The sequence below is a fragment of the Rickettsiales bacterium genome, from assembly GCA_025210695.1.
GTDB lineage: Bacteria > Pseudomonadota > Alphaproteobacteria > Rickettsiales > CANDYO01 > CANDYO01.
Map to the genome: position 1 here is coordinate 65902 of JAOARE010000008.1, position 25398 is coordinate 91299.

The following is a 25398-nucleotide window of genomic DNA, read 5'->3' on the forward strand; positions in this document are numbered from 1 at the left end:
AGTCCATATAAAAGCATTGCATAAATTCTTTTACTTAAGTAACTTAAACTATATTATAATGCATTAGGATGTGTTCAACATGATTCTAGATATTCCTGAAGAAAAGCAAATCATTCTAAATGAAATTAGAGCCAAACATAACGTCTGTATTACAGGAGCTGCTGGCACAGGAAAATCTTTTCTTCTAAAGCTAATTAAGGATCATTTTCCCCATATTCATATCACAGCCAGCACTGGAGTTGCCGCAGTTAATGTTGGTGGAGTTACTATTCATTCATGGGCAGGAATTGGCAAAGGAGCCCTTCCCCCAGCAGAAATTGTTAAGTTTATCTATTCAGGCCCAGGCACAAAAATAAGACGCCAGATTAGAAAATCTAAATTACTAGCTATTGATGAAATATCTATGATATCTGCCTCGGTATTAAATTTGCTCGATCAAGTATTTCAAGAAGTAAGACAAAATGATTTGCCTTTTGGTGGAATACAAATGGTATTAATTGGAGATTTTTTTCAATTGCCTCCAGTTAGCCAAGATGGAAATGTGGACTTCTGTTTTCTGTCAGATGCTTGGCAGAATGGAGATTTTAAAATGTTTGAGCTCACAGAGGTATTTCGCCAATCAGATCTTCAATTTATTCAATTGCTTAATAACATTCGACATGCGGCATTAAATGAAGAAGATATTTTATTGCTTCAACATCGTCAGGCAGTAGACTTGGCAGATGATATTGCTCCAACAATGCTTGCCACCCATAATTATCAAGCTGATAAAATTAATATTGAAGAGTTAAATAAAATCACAGGTGAAGAAGAAGTCACCTTTAAAATGAGCGAAGAGGGAAAAGAAAAAGCTATTGAATTCTTAAAGAAAAACTGTTTGGCCCAAGCAGAACTAACTTTAAAGCGCGGTGCACAAGTTATGATGCTTAAAAACACACTGCAAAAACAAGGTGTTATTAATGGATCAATTGGAATCATAACTGGATTCACTAAAAATAAATTTCCAATAGTAAAATTTCATAATGGTGAAGTTTGTATTATCACCCCTGAAGAATGGAATACTGAAGTATTTAATGAAACCACCCAAAAAACTGAAATAACCGGATCAATAAAGCAAATTCCTTTAGCTCTTGCTTGGGCAATAACCATCCATAAATCACAGGGAATGACCTTAGATTCAGTGCTATGCGATCTTTCAAAAGTTTTTGCAGAAGGACAAGCTTATGTGGCGCTCTCCAGAGTAAAATCTTTAGATGGACTATATATCAGGGGATTCAAACCATCCCTACTCAGAGTTAATTCTCAAGTTAGAGAATTTTATAATGCATCATAATTTATTTTTCAACTCTTCCAATTCTAACCACCTCACCTCAAATTCTTCAATCTGCTCTCTTTTGCTAGTAATTTTATTAGTAAGATCATTAAAATAATCTAGATCTTTAGAGTATAAATCTGGATCACTAAGATCTTTCTCCAGTTCTTTTATTTCACTAATTAGCATTTCAACTTTCCCCGGAAGCAATTCAAGCTCTCTTTCATATTTATATGAAAGTTTATTGCTAGAATTTACCTTCTTCGGCTGATCTTTAATAACCTTAGCTTCTTTAACTACGTTTTTAGTGCTAGCAACATAATCATAATATCCGCCAGCATGATCATGAACTTGATTATTATCAATAATCAGGGTTCTATTGGCCAAGCGCTCTAAAAAATCACGATCATGGCTCACTATAAGCAGCGTTCCTTTATATTCACTAAGTATCTCCACTAACATATCAAGTGTGTCCATATCCAAATCATTAGTAGGTTCATCTAAAATCAAGAAATTACCTGGATTTATTAGCAATCTTGCTAATAATAATCTATTTTGTTCTCCACCAGAAAGAGTTGAAACTTTGCTCTTTGCTTGCTTGCCATCAAACAAGAAATCCTTTAAATAAGCCACCACATGCTTAGGTTTACTTCCTCCTAAAAATATGGTATCACCACCATTAGGACATAAAGTTTCCCATAAAGTTTTCTCAGGATCAATTTCACCGCGGGATTGATCTAAATAAGAACATTCCAAACTATGACCTAATTTAATACTTCCAGAGCTAGGCTTTAAATCTCCGGTGATTAATTTAATCAAGGTACTTTTACCAGCTCCATTACAGCCCATTACCCCTATCACTTCACCCTTCAATATACTTAAAGAAAATGGCTTAAATATTTTTCTCTCAGGAAATTCAAAACTCACATTTTCCATCTCAACTAATAACTTAGATCTATTATTTAAAGCAAGAGAGTCTAATTTTATACCATTATCAATTTTACCAAATCTAGATTTATCACTTTTTAATTTTGCCCGTAGCTCATATAAATTTTGTAACCGCTGTTGATTGCGTTTTCGCCTTGCCGTCACTCCCTGTTGAAGCCATATATTTTCTTTATCTAATTCTTTACCAAGCTTTATAAGTTCTCTCTCCTCCTGAGCGAAAGTCTCTTCACTCCAACGCTCAAAATCATTAAATCCTAGTTTATTGTAAAGCAGCTTTCCTCTATCAAGCCAAATGGTTTTATTAGAAATATTGCGCAAAAATGCTCTATCATGACTAACAACTATCAAACCACCAGAAAAATTATTCAAATATCCCTCTAGCCACTCAATCGAACCAATATCTAGATGATTGGTTGGTTCATCTAAAAATAATAAATCTGGCTCAATCACCAAAGTTCTGGCCAGATCTGCCCTTCTTAATTGTCCACCTGAAAGCTTGCTTAAATATTTTTCTCCATCAAGCTGTAATTTTTCTAAAATAATATCTGCTAGATATGATTTCTGCTCTAATTCTTCACCCTTCTTAAGAGAAATATTTTGCAGCACATATTGATAAATAGTTAGATCTTGTTCAATCACTGGCTGTTGCAATAAATAGCTTATTTTAATTCCTGGATGATAATATAACTCACCTTGATCAGGCTCTATTTCTCCTGCCATTAATTTTAATAAAGTAGATTTCCCGCTACCATTTTTTCCAATTAAACATACTCTATCTTTAGCAGATACTTGAGCAGAGATATTTGAAAATAATGGAGTTTGACCAAAACTTAGAGATAAATCTTTAAAATAAAAAAGCGGTAAAGACATGAGAGATTAATCTTAATTTATTACAAAAAACAAGTATAGCTAAATTTTCATATCTAGCAATAATCAAGATAATTTGCTATAAATTAAGAATTATAAATAATTTTTCCTGCTTACAAAAAATATGACCAATGTTCAGATTATAAAGCTAGGCAATGAACCTAACGTTTTAGAAGTTACAGCAAGACTAAGTCTAAAAGCTAAACATATCTGCATACGAATAACCCCCACTAACCAGGTTGAGTTAATTCTTCCCAAACGAGCAAGTTTTTCTCAGGCCCATAAATTCCTAATCGGAAAAGAGCTTTGGATAAGAAATAAACTTAGAAAAACTAAAACTCCCGTTCCTATAGCTGATAAACCTAAATCCATCTCAATCTTTGGCCAAGAACATGAGTTGATTTTAAATGATAATAACATCTCTAAGCCCATCGAAATTAGAGATAATAAAGTGATAATTTCTAATGTTGTTGCAAATGATAAAATAACTTCAATTCTAACCTTTCATTTAAAGAAAATAATGAAAATGGAAGTGGAAAAATATGCTTTTGTAAAAGCACAAGAACTAGACGTTAAATACAGCAGAATATCTATTAAAGACACTAGCAGCCGTTGGGGAAGCTGCTCCTCAAGTGGAGCCTTATCATTTTCTTGGCGCTTGATATTAGCCCCAAAAAATGTGATGGAATATGTGATAGTTCATGAATTATGCCATTTAATTGAAATGAACCACAGCCATAGATTCTGGCATCTAGTTGAAAAAACTTACCCCAATCACCATGAAGCCAGGTTATGGCTAAAGAAGAATGGTAAAACTCTTCATCAAATAATTTAGATTGACTATTGAAGAAAATCAATATATAAGTACCCACTGCTATTTAATAGAAAACTAAAACAAATTAACTAAATTGTATAGAAAAAATAAATATGATAAATTATGTAATAAAAACAATGAATACAGCCTTAGACACATTTAGCTTATTTGTAGTTTCAGCATTGCCAATAGAAATAACATATAATAAAACTTCTAAAAAAGAATCAGATCCATTATGGCATAATATAACTAATAATGATCCTCCCCCTCCTCCAGATGATGATGCTCAGGGGATAGAAGATCCTCCAGAAAGAGAAGAAGCATCTTCATTTTTTGAAGTCTTGAGAGATGCTCTAAACCCTTGTTTAGAGCAAGATCAAGATGCCCCTCCCGCTATAAATTTTGATTGTGTTAATGATGATGCCCAGCATCTTCAGCCTGTTCTACTAGGATCACTACTGTTTTCCCTGTAACTTCTACAAAGCCAGATGAAATATTAACGCGGCCCACTACTTTCATATGATTGCCCTGAAAAACGGTAACAATACCTGGAGCAAGACCAGAAATTAACGGAACATGGCCTGGTAAAACACCGAATTCTCCTTTAGCCCCTGGCATCACTGCCATATGGGCATCTTTAAATTCAAAAGAAGATGTAGGCGTAATTATCTCCACGTTAAGCGAGTTTGTATTATTACCCTCATGTTCCTTTCTAGTCATTTTCTTTAAATCCCTTCTACTGCATCAGCTGCCATTTTTCTTGCTTTAGCCACAGCTTCCTCTATTGAACCAACCATATAGAAAGCAGATTCTGGTAAATCATCATATTTACCTTCAACTAATCCCTTAAAACCTTCAATAGTGTCTTTTAGCGGAACTAACTTACCTGACATTCCTGTAAACACCTCAGCAACAAAGAATGGTTGTGACAAGAAACGCTGAATTTTACGGGCTCTAGCCACAGTAACTCTATCTTCTTCAGAAAGTTCATCCATCCCAAGAATTGCTATAATATCTTGTAACGATTTATAAGATTGTAAGATTCTTTGAACCTCACGGGCAACCTTATAATGTTCTTCGCCAACTATTTCTTCAGTCAACATTTGTGAAGTACTGTCTAATGGATCCACAGCAGGATAAATTCCAATCTCAGCTATTTGTCTATTTAATACAGTTGTTGCATCCAAATGCGAAAATGAAGTAGCTGGAGCTGGATCTGTTAAATCATCTGCTGGCACGTAAATTGCTTGCACTGAAGTGATTGAACCTTTATTGGTGGAAGTAATACGTTCTTGCATTGCCCCCATATCAGTAGCCAATGTTGGTTGATAACCCACAGCTGAAGGAATACGCCCTAAAAGGGTTGAAATTTCCGATCCTGCTTGAGTAAAACGGAACACATTATCAACAAAGAATAACACATCCAAATTATCACTGTCGCGAAAATGTTCTGCCATAGTTAATCCAGACAAAGCAACTCTAGCTCTAGCTCCTGGTGGCTCATTCATTTGCCCATAAACCAAAGCAACTTTAGATTTCTCTAAATCATCCACGTCAATAACTTTAGAATCTAACATCTCATGATAAAGATCATTACCCTCACGAGTACGTTCACCAACACCTGCAAATACTGAGAAACCACCATGTGCTTTAGCCACATTATTGATCAACTCCATGATTAAAACAGTTTTACCAACACCTGCACCACCGAATAAACCAATTTTTCCACCTTTAGCATAAGGCGCTAATAGATCAATAACTTTAATTCCTGTAACTAAAATTTCTGAAGCTGTAGCCTGATCAACAAAATCAGGTGCATCAGCGTGAATAGGCGCTTTCTTCTTAGTTTTCACTGCCCCTAATCCATCGATAGGTTCACCTATCACATTCATAATTCTGCCTAAAACTTCTTTTCCAACAGGAACAGAAATTTGCGCTCCCATGTCTTCAACTTCCACACCTCTTGAAAGTCCATCTGTAGAATCCATTGCAATTGCACGAACTGTTAAGTCACCAAGATGTTGGGCGACTTCTAAAATCAGTTCTCTTTTTCCAACTTTACATTTCAAAGCATTTAAAATTGGCGGAATTTCTTTTTCAAACCTAACATCCACAACTGCTGACATTACCTGGGTAACTTTACCAAAATTCTTTGTCATCTATTATTTCCTCACTTTTTCAACATTAATTTCTTTATATTCTGCTTCCCTAAACCACCTCAGCACTAGATACAATCTCTATCAATTCTTTAGTAATTGCAGCTTGACGAGAACGGTTATATAGCAAGGTTAGTTTATCAATCATATCATTAGCATTATTAGTTGCTGAATCCATTGCCGTCATTCTTGCTCCATGCTCACTAGCAATAGATTCTAATAAAATATAATATATCTGCACTGCCAGATTTAAAGGCAACATCTGCTCTAAAATCACATGCTGCTTAGGCTCATACTCATATAATTGCTCAAGCGGCGCATTATCATTAGAAGCTTCATCAACCAAAGGAATTAACTTGCGAACCATAACATTTTGCTTAATTGCATTTTGAAATTCAGCATAAACAAAACTACATATATCAAATTCATCTTCTTCAAATAATTTGGCTATTTTATGAGACAGCTCAACCGCCTGTTCATAATCAAGTTTCTTGTTACTAAAACTAGGTATAACTTCAATTACTTTTTCTTTATATGAAGACTTTATTTGATCATATGCTTTTTTCCCTAAGCATAATATTTTATATTTTTTTCCTTCAAGGTTAAGCTTTTGAATAATGGCTTTAGTTTTCTTTGCGATTGAAGCATTAAACCCTCCACAAAGCCCTTTATCTGAACTAACTAAAACCAATAAATGCATCTGATCTTTGCCATTTCCAGTTAGTAGCGGTATTGAATCACCACTTGCAAGAACCGAAGCCGCAATATTTCCCACCATATTAGACATTTTATCAGCATATGGCTTAGCTTGATCTTTCTGTTCTTGAGATTTAAGCAATTTAGATGCAGCAACCATTTTCATGGCTTTAGTTATTTTCTGAGTGGATTTTACTCCTGAAATTCTAAGCTTTAATTGCTTTAAATTGCTCATTTAAACCGCTGCCTTATTTGTCATTTCACCAATTAATTTATCTAAAACAGATTTCAGTTTCTTTTCCGTATCTTCGATAATTTTTTGTTCTTTTCTAATTGAATCAAGAATCTTCTTCTCTTTTCCTCTCAAGATTCTTAGTAAAGATTGTTCAAATTCTTTTAGTTGTTTAACTTCTAAATTATCAATATATCCATTAACACCGGCATAAAGCACAGCAACTTCTTCTTCCATTTGCAAAGTAGAATATTGATCTTGTTTCAATAATTCTGTAATTCTTTGCCCACGATCAATTAATTTCTTAGTGGAAGCATCAAGATCAGAACCAAATTGAGAGAAAGCTTGCAGCTCTCTAAATTGAGCTAAATCTAATTTAACCGTTCCAGCAACTTGCTTCATGGCCTTCACTTGCGCTGCAGATCCAACTCGACTCACTGATAAACCAACATTAATAGCAGGACGAATACCCTTATAAAATAATTCAGTTTCTAAAAATATCTGCCCATCAGTAATTGAAATTACGTTAGTTGGAATATATGCAGATACATCACCACCTTGAGTCTCAATAATTGGCAGAGCTGTTAAAGAACCTGCCCCCTTGTCATCTGAAAGTTTCGCCGCCCTCTCAAGAAGCCTCGAATGAAGATAGAATACATCACCAGGATATGCTTCACGTCCAGGTGGGCGTCTTAAAAGCAGAGAAACCTGACGATAAGCCACCGCATGTTTACTTAAATCATCATAAACAATTAACCCATGACTGCCATTATCACGGAAATATTCACCCATTGTGCAACCAGCATATGGCACTAAATATTGCATAGGTGCAGGATCAGAAGCATTAGCACAGACAACAATAGTATATTCTAAGGCACCTTCTTCTTGCAGTCTTTTTACAACTTTGGCAACGGTAGATTTCTTTTGGCCAATTGCCACATATACACAATATAGCTTCTTGCTTTCATCATCTAATTTATTGATCTGTTTTTGGTTAATAATAGCATCAATGGCAATAGCTGTTTTACCGGTCTGACGATCACCAATAATTAATTCTCTTTGTCCACGACCAATTGGAATCAACCCATCTATGGATTTAATTCCAGTTTGCACTGGTTCACTTACAGATTTTCTTTCAATAATTCCAGGCGCTTTAATATCTAAACTTTTATAGGTTATATCTCCTTTTAAAGGACCAAGACCATCTATAGGGTTACCCAAAGTATCAACTACTCTCCCCAATAATCCCCTTCCTGTTGGCACTTGCATAATTTTTTTGGTACGTTTTACAGTATCACCTTCTTTAATTTTACTATCACTACCAAAAATCATCACCCCAACATTATCAGCTTCCAAATTAATGGCCATCCCCATGGTTTTATTACTAAATTCCACCATCTCTCCAGCTTGAACTTGATCAAGCCCATAAACTCTGGCAACACCGTCACCTACTTTAATCACTTCACCAACTTCACTATATTCTACAGTTTTTCCTAACTGAGAAATTTGATCTTTGATAATTTTTGAAACTTCGGATGTATTTATATCCATATTAGTTGCCACTCCCTATAATAAAGCCATTTTTTTAGTTACTGAGTCAGTAAGATTCGTAAATTTTGTTCTTAAAGATGCATCAAACATCTTATTATCTGTTTTAACTATAATTCCAGCAAGAATTTTCTCATCTGTTTTAAAGGATAAGTCAAGCTTAGATGAAAAAACATCTTCCAATTGTTTATTTATTGTTTTTTGCTCAGCTAAAGATACTTCTTCATTGAGCGTAACCTCAACAATTTTAGTTCCCAATGATTCATGCATAAGTACTTCAAAATGATCAGCAATTAGTGGAAATAGCTTCAATCTTTTATTTGCAAGCAATACATAGATAAAATTGATCATTTCCGATGAAAAACCCAGTTTATCAGCAACTACAGACAATAACTTCTGTTGCTCTTGTTTAGAATATACTGGAGCTGCAATATTTTTAATAATTGAAGAATCACCAACAAAACATGATTTTAACTTAGTAAATTCTTTAGCTAAACTTGAAATTTTTCCCTTCTCAGAAGCAATCTCAAAAAACGCTGTTGAGTATAATCTCACCGCATTTGTAAAATATTTTTCCACGTGCTATTCCCAAAGAATTTTCAATCAACAATAATCTATCATGCTTAACTATTAGAGGCAATAGTTGTTTGTTAGTTGGTAGTTTGAATAGAGTAAGATTTTTATACCATCTTTTGATTCAAGCAAATTGTTCTTTTAAAATTCGTTCTTCTAAGCTATGATTCTCATCAAATAATAGCCTAATAGCTAAATCTCGACGTTCTTTTACAACAACAGAAGTTACATTGCTAACTTCAAAGAAATCAGCCACCGCATTAACTGGTCTAAACTCAGACTCTAATATCGTAAAAGTAACTATGGCGGTATGTGGTAATAAAGCACCTCCCCATTTCTTTGGTCTAAAGGGGCTAATCGGGGTAAGAGCCAATATATCAGAACCAATCGGCAAAATAGGCCCATTAACCGAAGCATTATAAGCGCTGCTTCCAGCAGGGCTTGCAAGCAGCACACCATCGCTAATAAGTTCTGCTAATCTAACTTCATCATTCACTGAAATTTTTATTACAGCTGCTTGACTAGATTTTCTGAATAAAGAAACTTCATTAATTGCACAGTAAGTCTTGCTAGATCCATCCACAAGCCTAGCTTCCATCTCAAGAGGATGAGTTATTGTTTCCATGGCCCTCTCAAGCCTCTTCATTAAATTATCCACTTCAAAATGATTTAATAAAAAGCCTACAGTTCCACAATTCATTCCATAAACGGGAACATTTAAATGAAAATAATTATGCAAACAATGGAGCATAAATCCATCTCCACCTAATACTATTATAAGATCAATATCAGTTGTTTTAGGAGTTAATTTTAGAAAGTTATATTTGCTATTGATTTGCTTCAAACGCTCTTGAGCAATTTTGGTGTCATCAGCAATGATAGCTATTTTTTTATACTTCATATAGATAACTATAATTTTCAATACATTATCATTATATGATTTAGAAAATTAAGAATCAAGTTATAGCTATAACTTTGCTAGAACAACTTCTTTACCGGCGTATATAGTTTCTGCAAAGCTTCTAAATAATTTAGAGAGATTTATTTTTTCTAAGTTAGCCTTTCCTGCCACTAACTCAACAATGATAGGCTTATCATTAAAATAATTTATAGCTTGCTGTTCTTGGCTTCTTGCAAATGGTTGATTGGATACAATCGCCATCACTAATGCTCCTCCCTGTTGTTTTGTAGCAAACTCAGTAATTTCATTACCATAAACATCCCACATTTTTTTGTAAGTATCTACGGTATTGGGTCTAACTAACTCTCCTGTAGGGCTAAGCTTCTTCCCTGCATTAATCACCGGCTTAATTTCTATATTGGATAATTTATCTTTATATTCTTTAATCACCTCTTCCATCATATCAGTCTCAGTGGGCCAAGTGATTCCTTTACTTGTAAAATATTCGATTGACTCTTTCCTAGCTCTTCTAACTTCCAGGCTTATTTCTTCATCGCTTATTTTTTTATCAGAACATGAAATTCTATCATTCTCCATTTCAGCTAGTTTGCTAAAAATTTCAGCAAATTTTGTATTTACCTCTATCTTAGATTCTTCGAAGTCCCTGTTTTGAACTTCAGCAATTCTAGAGGCCAGAAGATTAACCGCCATCGGTTCATAATCGCCCCATAACTCACGCTCTCCACCCAACGGATAAATTGTTTTGGTGTGATAATTATCATTATTTATATCTACCACAATATTCATTCTTTCTCGGAAAGCAGTTTCACTTGCTCCTAGCAGCAATTTATTAGCTGTATTATTACCAGTGATAATTTCATTCGTATATGAGGTTAGTAATGGCAATAGTTGTAATCTTAAGTCTGGATCTATAAATTTATCGCTAATTTGCTGCCTTTCCATTCCTTGTAATCTAGGAAAACAAGTTTGTAATGTATCACTAAATGCAATTAGAGTTTCTTCAGCAGTTGGATAATTCTCTATCCTACAATTAGCTAGATCAAGGGCTGCTAATAAATCATGTTGCTGAATATCATTAAAGTCATATAAACCAAGTATCGTATTAATATGAGACATTTTTTAATCCTGCTTCTTAAACTTTAGCCCAAACTCTCTTTTTGGCAACATAGAACAAACCTGTGAACACTGCTAAAAATAGCAATACTTTAATTCCCATAGACTTGCGTCTTTCCATTTTTGGATCAGCAGTCCATTGTAAAAAATTAACTATGTCTTTAGACATTTGATCAATACTAGCTTCTGTACCATCAGTATATTGCACCATGCCTTCCATAAGCGGTGGAGCCATAGCAATCTGCCCTCCTGGGAAGTAAGGATTATAATGCATTCCTTCTGATAACTTCATGCCACTTGGCGGAGTTTGATTAAATCCTGTCAATAAAGAATAGGCATAATTTGCTCCATCTTCACGAGCACGAATTATTAAAGATAAATCCGGAGGAAATGCACCATTATTAGTGGCTCTAGCTTCTTGCTCATTGGCGTAAACAAGAGGGAAATAATCATATAATTTTCCAGGACGCTCATACATCTCACCCATATCATTAGGGCCATCTTTAATGCTATATTGTTTGGCAATTTCTTTAGCTTGAACTTCAGAAAATCCAATTTCTGTTAGATTACGAAAAGCCACTAACTTTAAAGAATGACAAGCCGAACAAACTTCCTTATATACCTGAAAGCCTCTTTGTGCAGAAGTACGATCAAATGTGCCAAGCATTCCGTCAAAGCTCCACTTCACTCTCTTAGGAGTCATTCCATCGCTAGCTGCTATAACCGCTCCACTGGCAACTATAATTAAACTTAACAACAACAATACACGCTTCATAAACTTACCCCTTCTTTTTTACTTCTGATTCATCAATAGACGCAGGCAGCTCTTCTACCGATTCATATTTGCTAGTAAGCGGAATCACTAAAAAGAAATGGGTAAAATAATAGAATGTTGCTATTGTTCCTATAACAGTAAATATTCCTTCAGCGGGTTGGCTTCCAACATAACCTAACAATAAAGAATCAGCTATAAAGATCCAGAAGAAAAACCTAGATAAAGGACGGTAAGCCAAACTTTTCACTTTTGATTTATCAAGCCAAGGCAAAGCTAACAACACTAAAATGGAAGAAATCATTGCAACAACACCAGCTAATTTATTTGGAATGGAACGCAATATTGCATAGAAAGGCAAGAAATACCATTCTGGAACAATATGAGGAGGAGTCACCATTGGATTTGCTGGAATCAAATTATCTGGATGATTTAAGAAATCTGCATCAAAAAATATAAAATAAGCAAATATAATAAAGTAAACTCCAAAACCAACAAAATCTTTTATAGTGTAATAAGGATGGAAAGGAACTGTGTCTTTCTTGGTTTTAACATCAACACCTGTGGGATTATTTGAACCATGTTGATGCAAAGCAACTAAATGCAAAGCAACTAATCCAACTATCACAAAAGGCAATAAATAATGCAGAGCAAAGAAACGATTTAAGGTTGGATTATCAACAGAAAAACCACCCCATAACCAATTGGTTATGGCTTCACCCATTAAAGGAATTGCTGAGAATAAATTGGTGATCACAGTTGCTCCCCAGAAGCTCATCTGCCCCCAAGGCAACACATATCCCATAAAGGCAGTGGCCATAGTAACTAAGAAAATTATCACCCCTAAAAACCATAATATCTCTCTAGGTGATTTATATGAACCATAATATACACCTCGCATAATATGAATATAAATAGCCACAAAAAACATAGATGCACCAACAGCGTGAATATTACGAAGCAGCCAACCATAATTCACATCACGCATTATATGTTCAACACTATCAAAAGCCATAGTTGTTTCAGGAGTATAATGCATTGCCAAAATAATCCCTGTGACAATTTGAATCACAAGAGCAATACCAGCTATAGACCCTAAGCTCCATAAATAACTCAAATTCTTAGGCGCTCTATATTCACCCAAATGTTTTATAAAGGTAAAAACGGGAAGACGATAATCTATCCATTCAATAATTCCACTTTTCTTTTTATTGCTCATTAACTTATCCTCTAGCCAATAATAATTTTATTATCATCAACAAATCTATAGCTTGGTATAAATAAATTTTTAGGCGCCGGCCCTTTTCTAATTCTCCCCGATGAATCATAATCTGACCCATGACAAGGGCAGAAATATCCATCATATTCACCTTTGTTCTCAATAGGAACACAACCCAAATGTGTGCAAACCGCTATCATGACCAACCATTGGTCATGCCCTTCTTTCACTCTTTCTTGGTCTGTTTCAGGATCTATTAAATCTGCCATAGGAACAGCCCTCGCTTCTTCAATTTGCTCTTTGGTACGGTGAGTAATAAAAACAGGTTTTCCTCTCCACATCACTTTTATGGTCTGCCCCTCTTTTATAGGGCTTAAATCCACTTCTATAGAAGCTTGAGCCAGAACATCTTCAGAAGGATTAAGCGAATCAACCAAAGGTAACACACAAGCCGCGGCCCCCACGGCTGCCACTGCAGATGCGGTTAAAACAACAAAGTCTCTCCTATCCCTTTTGGAATCTGAAAGCTTACAGGAATCTTCTTCAGACATTATTATCCTCTAATTTAATGAAAAATATCTTTATTATTTAAGCACTCTATCATTATCAAATCAATAGCTGAAATAATAATTTCCTTGAAATTTATACGATTTATAAAGTTTTGTCCAGAACTCGCAAAAGCAACACTTCATAAATTTTATTAAAAATTATTTTAAGTTGTTGATATACTTATTAACCCCCTGAACTAAAGCTTGGGTGAATAATTTCTTATGTTTTGTAGAACCAAGAAGTTTTTCTTCTTCTTTATTAGACAAAAACCCTACCTCAATTAACACCGCGGGAGTATCAACACCTTTAAGAATCTTTAGCTCTGCCACCCTATGGGATTTTTTTAAAGTTTCAACAGATGATTTATTTAAAGACATCATTATTGCTTTGGCCAAATTTATCGAAGCATTCTGAGTGTCTTGATAAACCATATTGATTAAAACATTGGCGATTTTTTTGTTTTGGTTTAACAGCTGACTATTCTTTAAAACATCTCCTTTTGCTTTTTTTGCAGATAAATTTGCCGTCTCTTTATCAAGCCCTTCTTTTGATAAAGTGTAAACAGAAGCCCCATGCAATGTAGTATCTTCATTAAAGTCTGCATGGAGAGACAGAAACAGATCTGCCTTCATTTTTCTAGCTTTTGTCCTACGTTCTTCTGAAGAAAGATAGGCATCAGAATCCCTAGTCATTATCACTTTATATTGTGGATATTTCTTAAGCTCCTTATATAGCTCTTTAGCATAGGCCAAAACTAGATCTTTCTCTAAAATATTCAGGCTAGACCCTTTGGTCCCTTGATCCACTCCCCCATGCCCTGGATCAATCATAATTACAGTTTTTTTAAGCTGCTCCTCTTTTTTTCTTGCCCTATTTTTCTTATCTTTATTAACAACAATTTTGTTATTACTCATCTCTATAGTTACAAACAACCTTCCATCTTGAACCACAGCGTAAGATTTCTCAAATTTAGTATTTTCTGATAACTCTAAAATCATTCTTAAAGTATTTGCTTCTCTATTAGATTTTAAAATTGCTTTGAGGAATCTTCCATCTAGTCTGTGAGATATACTTTCCACAACAAATTCAGTGTTAGTAAAATCAATAGTTACTTTATCTTCACCTGGAACCACTTGGTAACTGATCTGCTGATCTAACTCTAACGTGACTCTATATTTATTATCGCCAATCATAGAGTGATTAATATGAACTAACTTCACTTGGGCAAAAGAACTAACTCCAAGAAACAACACATTAAAAACAAAAAAAATTCTAACAAGTAACATCTTATACTTTTGTTCCACCCACAGTAATTTTTTCTATCAACAAGCTTGGTTGCCCTATTCCAACTGGAACTGACTGTCCATTTTTACCACACATTCCGGCCCCTCGATCCAAACTTAAATCATTTCCTATAGCCTCAATTTTTTTCATAACATCTGGGCCATTACCGATTAAACTAGCGCCTTTTATAGGCCTAGTAACCTTGCCGTCTTCAATTAAAAAAGCATTAGCTGACTCAAAAACAAATTTCCCTGAAGTGATATCAACCTGACCGCCATTAAACTTTGGAAAATAAATACCATTTTTTACCGAAGCAATCATATCTTCTTGAGCGGTATCTCCCGACAACATAAAAGTATTTGTCATTCTTGGCATTGGCTGATGAGCATAATTCTCTCGTCTACCGTTACCTGTTGGCTTCATATTCATTAACCTAGCATTCATTCTGTCTTGCATATAGCTAACTAAAACGCCATCTTCAATCAAAATATTTCTTTGCGTAGATGTGCCTTCGTCATCAAAATTCAAACTACCTCTTCGGTTAGAAATAGTACCATCATCTATAACCGTCACACCTTTTGATGCCACTCGCTTGCCCATAGATTCAGAAAAAGCAGAAGTCTTCATGCGATTAAAATCACCTTCTAACCCATGCCCAACAGCTTCATGAAGCAACACTCCAGGATCACCTGGCCCTAACACAACCTTAAACTCTCCAGCTGGAGCAGGCTCTGCCTGCAAATTAGTCATTGCCATATCAAGTGCACGATCAGCCATTGCTTGCCAATTTTCTGGGATGAACAAATCATGGTAAGCTTTCCTGGCACCAGCACTATCCCCACCTGCCTCTAATTTTCCATCTTTTGCTAACACAACAGAAATTGAAAGATGCGTTATTGGCCTAATATCAGAATATTCTTCGCTCAAGGTTTTAAGTATTGAAATTATAGATCTTCCACCGCCAATTCTAACTGTAACTTGTTTCACAAAAGGGTTTTTACTGCGAACATATTCATCTATATTTTTAGCTATATTAATTTTTTCTTGAAAATCCACTTCTTTAATTGGGTCAAGAGCTTGATATAAACTATGTTTTTTATTACCAGCGTCTATTGCCATATGCACAGGTTGGGCAAATCTTTTAATAGACCTAACCACTTCTCCTGCTTTTTTTAGGGCCTCTTCTGAAAGATCTGTCGAATGAGCAAAAGATGCTACATCTCCTAAAACTCCTCTCATGCCAAACCCCTTAGAAATATTGAAGCTGGCATTATTCACTTTCTGATCATCATAAACCAACATCTCTGACTGAGATTCTTGCAGGTATAATTCTCCATCATCAAAGCCATCCAAAATTTGAGTAACTAAATTTTGACAAACATCTTTTGTCCAATTATTTTTGCTAAAAAAGCAAGCATCATTGATGTTAAGAAGCATTTATTATCTCTAAATATTTTGAAACCGAATATACTATAATTTACAACTCCATAAATTGCTAGTCAAATCCGCATTGGATTAACAATTATAAATCATTATTTGTTAGAGAACACAGAACCGTGCTTTAATTAGTTATAGATTCTTGTTTGATTAATTATTGTGTTTTCTCTATTCATAGAGTATAAATTATGATAATAATTTTATATATCTTTTAAATTTAAGGTTGTGTTCATTGTTATGTTTCGTGTCTTAGGGTGTTTGTTATGTCTGTTTCCATCGCTTTGTCTAGCCTTGCCAGAGAATTGGCACATGGGCTTCCAAGAAGCCGCCTCTGTAGCAATGGAAAAATTTGTAAACTTCCATGATTTATTGCTAATAATTATTACTGGTGTAGTAGTTTTTGTTTTTATTTTATTAGCTTACACCTGCATCAGATTCTACCATAAAAACAATCCTGTTCCTAGAAAGTTCACTCATAATGTTGGTATAGAAATTCTATGGACCATAGTTCCTTGTATTCTTTTAATTATTATTGCCATTCCTTCATTTAGATTGCTTTATTATGTAGACACCATTGGTAAAATGGATATGACTATTAAGGTAGTGGGAAGACAGTGGTTCTGGCAGTATGAATATCCTGATGAAAACATCGCTTTTGATAGTTATATGATCCCTGATGATCAATTAAAACCAGGTCAAGTTCGTTTATTAGACGTGGATAACCCTATAGTTCTTCCTGTTGATACAGATATAAGAATAGTGGTTACAGCAGGTGATGTAATTCACAGTTTTGCTATGCCATCTCTTGGTCTTAAAATAGATGCAGTGCCTGGAAGAATTAATGAAACTTGGGTTAGGATAACTAAGCCAGGACAATATTATGGTCAATGTTCTGAATTATGTGGAGTTGGCCATGGCTTCATGCCCATTTCTTTAAAAGCAGTAAGCAAAGAAGAATATGAAGCTTGGGTAAAAGATGCAAAAGAAAAATTTGCTAGCTAAAATAAAAAAATTAATGGAAGAAACAATATGAGTAATGAACATCCAACAGGAATTAAGCGCTGGTTATTTTCAACTAACCATAAAGATATAGGCACTTTATACCTAATTTTTTCTATTATCGCTGGATTAATTGGTGGTGGATTCTCTGAGATTCTGCGTCTTGAACTAGCTGAGCCTGGCAATCAATTCTTAAATGGAGACCATCAATTTTATAATGTATTACTTACAGCCCATGCTATAATTATGGTATTCTTTATGATTATGCCTGCCACTGTTGGGGCTTTTGGTAATTGGTTTGTTCCGCTTATGATTGGCGCACCAGACATGGCCTTTCCAAGATTAAATAATATTAGTTTTTGGCTTCTTGTTCCTTCCTTCATATTAATTGTTTCTTCTGCCTTCGTTGGAGATGGAGCTGGAACCGGTTGGACCGTCTACCCTCCTTTAAGTAATATGACTTTCCACCCTGGAGCTGCAGTGGACTTAGCCATTTTATCTCTTCATTTAGCCGGAATTTCTTCAATCCTTGGATCTATCAATATAATTGCAACTGTTTTAAATATGCGCGCGCCTGGTATGACCTTACATAAAATGCCATTATTCGTTTGGTCAATTTTAGTTACTGCATTCCTGTTAATTCTTGCTTTGCCAGTGCTTGGTGGCGCAATCACCATGCTACTTACCGACCGTAACTTTGGCACCAACTTCTTTGACCCATCTGGTGGTGGAGACCCTGTATTATTCCAACATTTATTCTGGTTCTTTGGTCACCCAGAAGTATATATTATTATTTTACCTGGTTTTGGTATAATAAGCCAGATCATTTCAACCTTCTCTAAAAAGCCTGTTTTTGGTTACTTAGGAATGGTTTATGCTATGGTAGGAATTGGATTCATTGGCTTTGTAGTATGGGCTCATCACATGTATACCGTTGGCTTAAGTGTTGATGCCTTGGCTTACTTTAGTGCTGCAACAATGATTATTGCCGTACCCACCGCTATTAAAATTTTCAGCTGGATTGCCACCATGTGGGGTGGATCCATTGAATTTAGGGTTCCAATGCTATTCTCAGTGGGGTTCATTTTCCTCTTTACTGTTGGTGGTGTTACCGGTGTTGTACTATCAAACTCATCCATAGACAGAGTATTCCAAGATACTTACTATGTGGTAGCACATTTCCATTATGTGATGTCTCTTGGTGCTTTATTTGCATTATTCGCTGGATTTTATTATTGGTTTGGAAAAATTTCTGGCCGTCAATATCCAGAATGGATGGGTATTGTTCACTTCATTACCACTTTCATTGGCGTTAACCTAGCCTTTTTCCCTCAGCATTTCTTAGGCCTTGCTGGAATGCCAAGAAGAATTCCAGATTACCCAGACATATTCGCAGGCTGGAACATGGTTTCCACAATAGGTGCAAGCATAGCTATGCTTAGCAGCATATTCTTTATTTTTATAATATTCTACACTTTAAAATATGGTAAAAAATGTCCTAACAATCCATGGGGCGAAGGTGCAACCACTTTAGAATGGACCCTGTCCTCTCCACCACCATTCCATAGCCATGAAACTCCACCTGTAATAAAAGAAACCCACTAAGTAATTAAATGCCTTTATGGACAGCAACTCCCCTTTTGATGCAAACGACGTTAAACAGGCGATGATCTTAAGTGAGTTATCATATCAGAAATTGCAAAATAATAATAATATCCGTATTTTTTCTAAAAAAGATGGAACTCCAATAGGGATAGTCAAAAAAGAAAAAGACAAATTATTTATATGTTTTAGAGGAACCACCTCCTATGAAGAAGCAATAAATGACTTAAATATTAAACCCGCATCTATTACTAGCAGTGATGAAGACCCTATTCATGTTCATAAAGGATTCCATGATCTATACAAAGATTGTGAAAAGTCTATGAATAAGGCAATTACTGGGCTAAGCACGAATAGCGAAATCAAAGAAATGATTTTCACAGGCCATAGCGCAGGAGCCGCTCTGTCTCAAGTGGCATCTTTAAATCATAAACTGCAAAATCCTGATACAAACGTTAAAAATATAACTTTTGGTGGCCCTCGGGTGTTCTTTAAAAATGGAGCGCAAAAATACAATAAACATCTAGGATCTAATACTTTACTAGTTCAACAAAAAAGAGATCCCGTTGTTCATTTGCCTCCGCCCCCTCTTTTTAGCCATGCTGGATATCATAGAATAAAGATGTCAGTTACAGATAAATCATTAGATACTCATCAACCACCCGCATATCTAAACATCTGTGATAACATCACTGATAGAGCCTTACAAGCAACTCATGCCAAAGCCATAGAAATAGAACGCCGTATGCATCTTTCTCTAGAGAAAAAAAGATTAGGAAAAGCAATCAGAAAGGATCGCTCAGAAAGAATAAAAAAAGCTTTGCAAGAAGCATCTAAATTAAATATAAAAGACTCTCTATCTATAATTCTAGATGGCAGTAAAAGAAACTTATATAGAAAAGTACAAAAGAATATAAATAGTAAATCGAGAAGTCGATAAGTCAATTTTTCACAACAAGGATTTTAAATCCCCTATTTTTACAACTTGTTCAATTCGAGTATCTAAATTTTTTAATTTCACGGAAGAGCTCTTCAATTCTTCTTCTCCAATGAATATAGCAAATTGACAGTTGTTTTTAACTGCATTTTTTAAGGCTTTATCAAATTTTATAGAGCCATCAAACTGCACAGCAATATCGTTATTTCTTAAATCATTGACTATTTTTAGCGCTTGTTTTTGAGCCATTTTATCTTGAAGAATCACAGCGCAAGGGCGAGAAACTTCTTCAGGCAAATCACATAATAAAGCTAATCGTTCTATTCCGGCTGCAAAGCCTATTCCTTCTGTCTCATCTCCACCTAGTAATTTAATTAAACCATTATATCTCCCGCCACCAAGAACAGTGCCTTGAGCTCCAAGTTCTGTAGTCGTAAATTCAAATGCAGTATGGTTATAATAATCAAGGCCACGAACAAGTTTTGAATTAACCCTAAATTCAATCCCAAGCAGAACTAAATATTCCTGCAATTTAGCAAAGAAATCTTCTGCCTCAGCTGTAAAATGGTCATTAATTTTAGGTGCTTTAGCTATAAGTTTTTTATCTCCTTCATCTTTAGAATCTAAAATCCTTAGAGGGTTTTTATAGAGTCTAATTTTGCTATCATGAGACAAATCATTTTCAAATTCTTTTAAATATTCTACCAAAACATTCTGATAGTTCTTGCGAGTTTGAGCGCAACCTAAAGAATTTAACTCTAAGCTAGTATGTTTCAATACATCAATTTTATCCAGTAAAGATGCTGCCATAGCAATCATTTCTGCATCAACCTCAGGGCTTGCTGCCCCTAAAAATTCATAATTTAACTGATGAAATTGTCTTTGTCTTCCCTTTTGGGGGCGCTCATAACGAAATAATGGACCATGAGTAAATAATTTTAATGGCAATAACTGTTTAAATCCATTAGAAATATAGGCCCTACAAACACTTGCGGTAAATTCAGGACGCAAAGTGATTTCCTCTCCTCCTTTATCAAGAAAACTATACATTTCTTTGCCAACAACGTCTGAAGATTCACCTAAGCTACGTTTAAACACATTGCTAAATTCAAAAATTGGCGTTGAAATGCCTTGATATCCGTAGAGACTTGCTGTTCTTTTGGCGCTATCTATAATGTATTCATGCTTGGCATAATCTTCACCAAAAAGGTCTTTTGTTCCACGAACGGGCTGTAATTTTTCCATAGAGATTCTCTATTATTGCTTTACTCTTATTGTATAATAAGTAAAGTAAAAAGCAATGCCTGTTCCAATCCAAATCATTGCATATACCCCCACTTCCTTCATTGCAGCAATCAACAGAACAGAACATAGAAACACTCCCATTGTACTGACAAAATAAACCCAAGGACATTTAAACGGACGCTTAACTTTTGGATATTTATGACGAAGTACAACTAAAGCCAGTCCCACAACTATGAAAGAAAACAACGTTCCCACACTTGACAAAGTGCCCACAACATCCAAAGGAACAAAACCAGCAATAAAAGAGGCAATCACCCCAAAGGTTATAGTGGCCATATGAGGAGTGCGATATTTTTTATGAACTTTAGCTAAAAAAGAAGGAAGCAATCCATCTCTTGCAGTGGCCAATATGATTCTTGATAAAGCAAAAAGATGTACCAAGATCACAGCTAACATACCAACAATCACGCCAGCTGAAATTACTGATGCCATAATGCTATGCCCCTTGATACTTAAAGCGCTAGAAAGTGGGCTGCTAATATCAATTAAGTCAAATGGTACCATTCCAACTAATAAAGCTGACACAAACATATATAAAATCATACATACTGACAAAGATCCTAATATAGCAATCATTAAATCTCGCTTAGGACGCTTACATTCCTCAGCTGTGGATGCAATTGCATCAAAGCCATTATAGGCAAAAAACACAAAAGCAGCTCCTGTCATAACACCAGAAACACCAAATGGCATAAAAGGGCTGCTTAATAATATATCAGGCTGAAATGGATGATTATGTTCAAACCAATTAGTTGCATCAAAATGGGGAATTGCCACATATACAAATAAAGCAATAGCAATAACTTTAGTTGCCACTAATATTAAGGTAATAGAAACACTTTCTTTAGTACCTCTAACCAATATCGCCGCAATGAATAAACAAATAATACTAGCTGGTAAATTTATTATTCCTCCCTGGGCAGGAGATTGAGCTAAATAAAGAGGGAAATCTATACCTCCCTCGCTTAACATACTAACCATATATCCAGACCAACTAACAGCCACTGTTGCTGCTGATGTTACAAAATAAAGAGTCATCATCCAGGAAACCATCCAAGCAACAATCTCTCCAAAAGCAACAAAAGCGTATGAATATGCACCACCTGAACTTGGAATCATCGAAGCAATTTCAGTATATACCAAGGCTATAAAAATTGCCGTAACTCCAGCAATTGCATAAGATGCTATCACCGCCGGACCAGACATTTGGCTAGCGGCAACTCCAGTCATACTAAATATTCCAGTACCAATAATGGCTCCAAAAGCTAGCAAAAGCAGATGCCAAACGCTCAAAGTTTTAGTCAAGCCGCTCTTTCTACCTGTATTCTCTAATGCTTCTTTTATAGTTTTTAGCTTGAATATATTCATATTTTGTCTCTTTAAATAAACAGAAAGGAATTGACAAACAGGATAGAGCAAAAGAGAATTTTGTCAATGTGGATGAATTTTTTAATTATTTAACACAAGCAAAGCTCAATTGGAATCTAATCTTTCTTGCTGACAACAAAGATGATAATTAGCATTAACAAAAATTCTAAATATGGATCAATAACCCTAAAAGGTGAAACTATTGATGGTTTAGAATACTTTAAAACGTATGAACCAGCAGGAAGTAACGCTAAGTAAAAAGTTGTAATATACGAATCACTATCCCAAGTAATATTTTATTACTAGCTGTATAGCCGGTGCAATACAAGCCCCTAGCTTAGACCTGTAAAAATTTCACTCTTCTTTAATTAGGCTCAAGGCTGCTTGCATAGCTGGTTCGGTAATATTAATACCAGCCAGCATGCGGGCTATTTCTTTAGTTTTCTCCTCAAAACTTAAATCATTGATATTCGTTTGAGCAATAGTTCCTGTAGATTTAGCTGCCAATAAATGTTGGCTTGCTTTTGAAGCCACCTGTGGTTGGTGAGAAATGGCTATAATTTGATTACTTTCTGCTAGTTTTTTCATTCTATTGCCAATGGTTTGAGCAACTGCACCGCCAGTTCCTGAATCTATTTCATCAAATATTATGGTGGTTTTTAGGTTAATTTCAGCTAGAGCAACTTTGAAAGCCAGCATTATTCTTGATAATTCACCACCAGAGGCAATCTCATTTATCCCCGCAAAAGAAAATCCCTTATTGGTTTTTATTAAGAAACTAGCTTGATCTATGCCTTTTATGTGAATAGGTCTTAATTCATCTGAGTTAATTTCTATTTTAAACTCAACCTGTTCTAATTTTAGCTGCTGTAATTCTTTTAAAATCCTGCTTTCTAATTTTTTGGCGGCCTGTTTTCTCTTCTGCGACAATGCCTCTGCCTTTATAAAATATTCTTTTAATAAAGCGTCTTTTTTTGCGGTTTTTTCTTTTATAAATTGTTCAATATTAGCTAATTTGCTTAGTTTATCTTGTTCTTCTTTGCCAATATTCAATAACTGATCAGATGTGCAGCGATATTTTCTAGATAATTCTTTTATTTTAGAAAGTCTCTCTTCAATATCTTCTATACTATCATTAGAATCAAAATCCCTTAACTTAGATTCTGCCATAGCTTGCAGTTCATCTAAATGAAATATTGTTGATTCTATTTTTTCATCTAATTCTGCACTATATTCTAATTTACTTAAATTTCTTTGCGATCTAACTAATTTTTGAATAATTCCATCATCCCGACCAAAAGCAGAGATTAAATCTTCTATTGCAGAGATTATTTTTATTCTATCATTGAATAATTTCTTTTTGCCTATCAACTCTAATTCTTCACCTTCTTGAAGATTAAGAGCCTCTATCTCCTTAAATGAATGTTCTATGAATTCTTTATTTTTTTCTAATTCATGTTTTTCCTTTAAAGACTCTTCAATATCAGCATTTAACTTTGTAATCTGTTGATAAAATGAGGAAACCTCTTCTAGCAAAATATTTTCATTAGCAAATTGATCAATTATATTAAGGCAATTACTCTGAGAAAAAGCCTCTAATTGTTTATGCTGTGAGTGAAACTCCACTAATTCTTCACTAACTTTCTTCAAATATTTTAAAGTGACCGGAACGTCATTAATAAATGCTTTGCCTTTATTAGATGAATTTAATACTCGTCTGAGAATAACCTCATTATCCTCTATCTCTATATCATTTTCATTTAATATTTGAATTAAATTTTGATTATCTTGATTTAATCTAAATTGAGCAATTACAGATACGTCTAAAGGATCTGTAATATCTAATTTTTCTCCCAATACAAATCGTAAAGCTTTAATAAGCATAGATTTACCAGAACCTGTCTCTCCTGTAATAGCAGTAAAATTGCCATTAAAAGAAATCTCCTGTTTTTTAAAAAGTAGAAAATTATTTATCCTGAGAAACTGAAGCATTTTCTTCCATTAAAAATTCGTAATTATACTCATACCACTTACTATCTGGATAGTTATCTCCTAAAACCGCAGCATATCTTTTAGCTTGCACTTTAACACCTAAACTATAATAACACATAGACAATCTATATAAAGCCTCTTCAATGTGAGTGGTAGTTTGATATTGATCAACCACAACTTTAAAACGATTAATCGCCGCAATAACATCCCCCTTTTGTAAATAGAAGCGTCCTATTTCCATCTCTTTACCAGCTAAATGATCCAGCACCAGATTAATCTTAAACCTCGCATCCCTAGAATATTCACTATCTGGAAATCTATTTATAAGATCTGTTAATGCATCTTTCGCCTTTTCGGTTATTTGCTGATCTAATTTGATAGTCACAATCTGATCATAATAACATATAGCCTTTAAATAATAAGCATATTCTATACTTTTCTCTCCTGGATATAAACTTATATAGTCATTTAAGCCTGCAATTGCATATTCAAATTTACTTAACTTGTAATAAGCATAGCATTCCATTAACTGAGCCTCTCCTGCTATTGTGGAGTAAGGATATTCCTGACCTATTCTTTCAAAATATTTGATAGATTCAGCATATGATCCTTTCTTTAAATAAACCATTCCATCACTATATAACTGTTCAGGTGTTAAATTTGCTAATTTATCCTCTTTTGTCTTAGCGCACCCCAAAACCAAACAACATAGTAATATAGCTATAATTTTATTAAAAATTTTCATATAAAATC

The 25398-nt window shown here is 34.7% G+C and carries 22 protein-coding genes and 1 pseudogene; 6 read left to right on the plus strand and 17 right to left on the minus strand.

The window, feature by feature from the left end; translation table 11 throughout:
• The first annotated feature begins 79 nt into the window (after nt 1–79).
• Nucleotides 80–1333: a PIF1 family DEAD/DEAH box helicase gene (locus N4A31_00650; GenBank protein ID MCT4634742.1), complete on the plus strand. Its 1254-nt coding sequence runs from the start codon at nt 80–82 to the stop codon at nt 1331–1333.
• Here N4A31_00650 and N4A31_00655 read toward each other — a convergent pair.
• On the minus strand, nt 1328–3130 hold the full coding sequence (locus N4A31_00655) for an ATP-binding cassette domain-containing protein (GenBank protein ID MCT4634743.1): 1803 nt from the start codon (nt 3128–3130) through the stop codon (nt 1328–1330). The two genes, N4A31_00650 and N4A31_00655, sit on opposite strands and share 6 nt — an antisense overlap.
• Nucleotides 3131–3251: 121 nt before the next feature.
• Between N4A31_00655 and N4A31_00660 the strand changes: the two genes are divergently transcribed.
• A complete protein-coding gene (locus N4A31_00660; GenBank protein ID MCT4634744.1) occupies nt 3252–3962 on the plus strand; it encodes a M48 family metallopeptidase in 711 nt (236 codons plus the stop codon).
• A 92-nt stretch (nt 3963–4054) separates the two neighbouring features.
• Entirely contained in the window at nt 4055–4414 is a 360-nt protein-coding gene (locus N4A31_00665) for a hypothetical protein (protein MCT4634745.1), read from the plus strand.
• On the opposite strand, the gene N4A31_00670 is transcribed toward N4A31_00665, so the two are convergent.
• From N4A31_00670 to tldD, 12 genes are all read right to left on the minus strand, one after another.
• On the minus strand, nt 4353–4661 hold the full coding sequence (locus N4A31_00670) for a F0F1 ATP synthase subunit epsilon (GenBank protein ID MCT4634746.1): 309 nt from the start codon (nt 4659–4661) through the stop codon (nt 4353–4355). The two genes, N4A31_00665 and N4A31_00670, sit on opposite strands and share 62 nt — an antisense overlap.
• Nucleotides 4662–4666: 5 nt before the next feature.
• A complete protein-coding gene (atpD, locus tag N4A31_00675; protein ID MCT4634747.1) occupies nt 4667–6100 on the minus strand; it encodes a F0F1 ATP synthase subunit beta in 1434 nt (477 codons plus the stop codon).
• Between the two features lie 49 nt (nt 6101–6149).
• Nucleotides 6150–7028 (minus strand): F0F1 ATP synthase subunit gamma, encoded by an 879-nt coding sequence (locus N4A31_00680; protein MCT4634748.1) that lies wholly within the window; start codon nt 7026–7028, stop codon nt 6150–6152.
• Nucleotides 7029–8576, minus strand: a complete 1548-nt coding sequence (gene atpA / locus N4A31_00685; GenBank protein ID MCT4634749.1) for a F0F1 ATP synthase subunit alpha — start codon at nt 8574–8576, stop codon at nt 7029–7031.
• 15 nt (nt 8577–8591) lie between these two features.
• Nucleotides 8592–9152, minus strand: coding sequence for an ATP synthase F1 subunit delta (gene atpH, locus N4A31_00690; protein MCT4634750.1), 561 nt, complete (start codon nt 9150–9152; stop codon nt 8592–8594).
• Nucleotides 9153–9270: 118 nt separating this feature from the next.
• The gene (locus N4A31_00695; protein ID MCT4634751.1) at nt 9271–10047 is read right to left on the minus strand and encodes an NAD kinase; all 777 of its coding nucleotides are present in this window, start codon (nt 10045–10047) and stop codon (nt 9271–9273) included.
• A 66-nt stretch (nt 10048–10113) separates the two neighbouring features.
• On the minus strand, nt 10114–11184 hold the full coding sequence (locus N4A31_00700) for a hypothetical protein (GenBank protein ID MCT4634752.1): 1071 nt from the start codon (nt 11182–11184) through the stop codon (nt 10114–10116).
• Between the two features lie 16 nt (nt 11185–11200).
• Nucleotides 11201–11956: a cytochrome c1 gene (locus tag N4A31_00705; protein MCT4634753.1), complete on the minus strand. Its 756-nt coding sequence runs from the start codon at nt 11954–11956 to the stop codon at nt 11201–11203.
• Nucleotides 11957–11960: 4 nt separating this feature from the next.
• Nucleotides 11961–13172: a cytochrome b N-terminal domain-containing protein gene (locus N4A31_00710; GenBank protein MCT4634754.1), complete on the minus strand. Its 1212-nt coding sequence runs from the start codon at nt 13170–13172 to the stop codon at nt 11961–11963.
• Nucleotides 13173–13183: 11 nt separating this feature from the next.
• Nucleotides 13184–13723, minus strand: a complete 540-nt coding sequence (gene petA / locus N4A31_00715; protein ID MCT4634755.1) for a ubiquinol-cytochrome c reductase iron-sulfur subunit — start codon at nt 13721–13723, stop codon at nt 13184–13186.
• A gap of 156 nt (nt 13724–13879) precedes the next feature.
• Nucleotides 13880–15007 (minus strand): N-acetylmuramoyl-L-alanine amidase, encoded by a 1128-nt coding sequence (locus tag N4A31_00720; protein MCT4634756.1) that lies wholly within the window; start codon nt 15005–15007, stop codon nt 13880–13882.
• 1 nt (nt 15008) lies between these two features.
• Nucleotides 15009–16442, minus strand: a complete 1434-nt coding sequence (gene tldD, locus N4A31_00725) for a metalloprotease TldD (protein ID MCT4634757.1) — start codon at nt 16440–16442, stop codon at nt 15009–15011.
• A 303-nt stretch (nt 16443–16745) separates the two neighbouring features.
• Here tldD and coxB point away from each other — a divergent pair.
• From coxB to N4A31_00740, 3 genes and pseudogenes are all read left to right on the plus strand, one after another.
• Nucleotides 16746–17444, plus strand: a pseudogene (gene coxB / locus N4A31_00730) (cytochrome c oxidase subunit II).
• A 27-nt stretch (nt 17445–17471) separates the two neighbouring features.
• Nucleotides 17472–19046 (plus strand): cytochrome c oxidase subunit I, encoded by a 1575-nt coding sequence (gene ctaD / locus N4A31_00735; protein ID MCT4634758.1) that lies wholly within the window; start codon nt 17472–17474, stop codon nt 19044–19046.
• Between the two features lie 16 nt (nt 19047–19062).
• Nucleotides 19063–19983 carry a lipase family protein gene (locus N4A31_00740; protein ID MCT4634759.1) on the plus strand — a complete coding sequence of 307 codons (921 nt, stop codon included), beginning with the start codon at nt 19063–19065 and terminating at the stop codon, nt 19981–19983.
• Between the two features lie 9 nt (nt 19984–19992).
• Here N4A31_00740 and hisS read toward each other — a convergent pair whose 3' ends face one another.
• The 4 genes from hisS to N4A31_00760 form a co-directional block, all read right to left on the minus strand.
• Nucleotides 19993–21225 carry a histidine--tRNA ligase gene (gene hisS, locus N4A31_00745; protein ID MCT4634760.1) on the minus strand — a complete coding sequence of 411 codons (1233 nt, stop codon included), beginning with the start codon at nt 21223–21225 and terminating at the stop codon, nt 19993–19995.
• Nucleotides 21226–21237: 12 nt separating this feature from the next.
• A complete protein-coding gene (locus N4A31_00750; GenBank protein MCT4634761.1) occupies nt 21238–22653 on the minus strand; it encodes an amino acid permease in 1416 nt (471 codons plus the stop codon).
• A 354-nt stretch (nt 22654–23007) separates the two neighbouring features.
• Nucleotides 23008–24645 (minus strand): DNA repair protein RecN, encoded by a 1638-nt coding sequence (locus N4A31_00755; GenBank protein ID MCT4634762.1) that lies wholly within the window; start codon nt 24643–24645, stop codon nt 23008–23010.
• Nucleotides 24620–25390 (minus strand): outer membrane protein assembly factor BamD, encoded by a 771-nt coding sequence (locus N4A31_00760; GenBank protein MCT4634763.1) that lies wholly within the window; start codon nt 25388–25390, stop codon nt 24620–24622. Before N4A31_00760 ends, N4A31_00755 begins: the two co-directional genes overlap by 26 nt.
• Nucleotides 25391–25398: the final 8 nt, after the last annotated feature.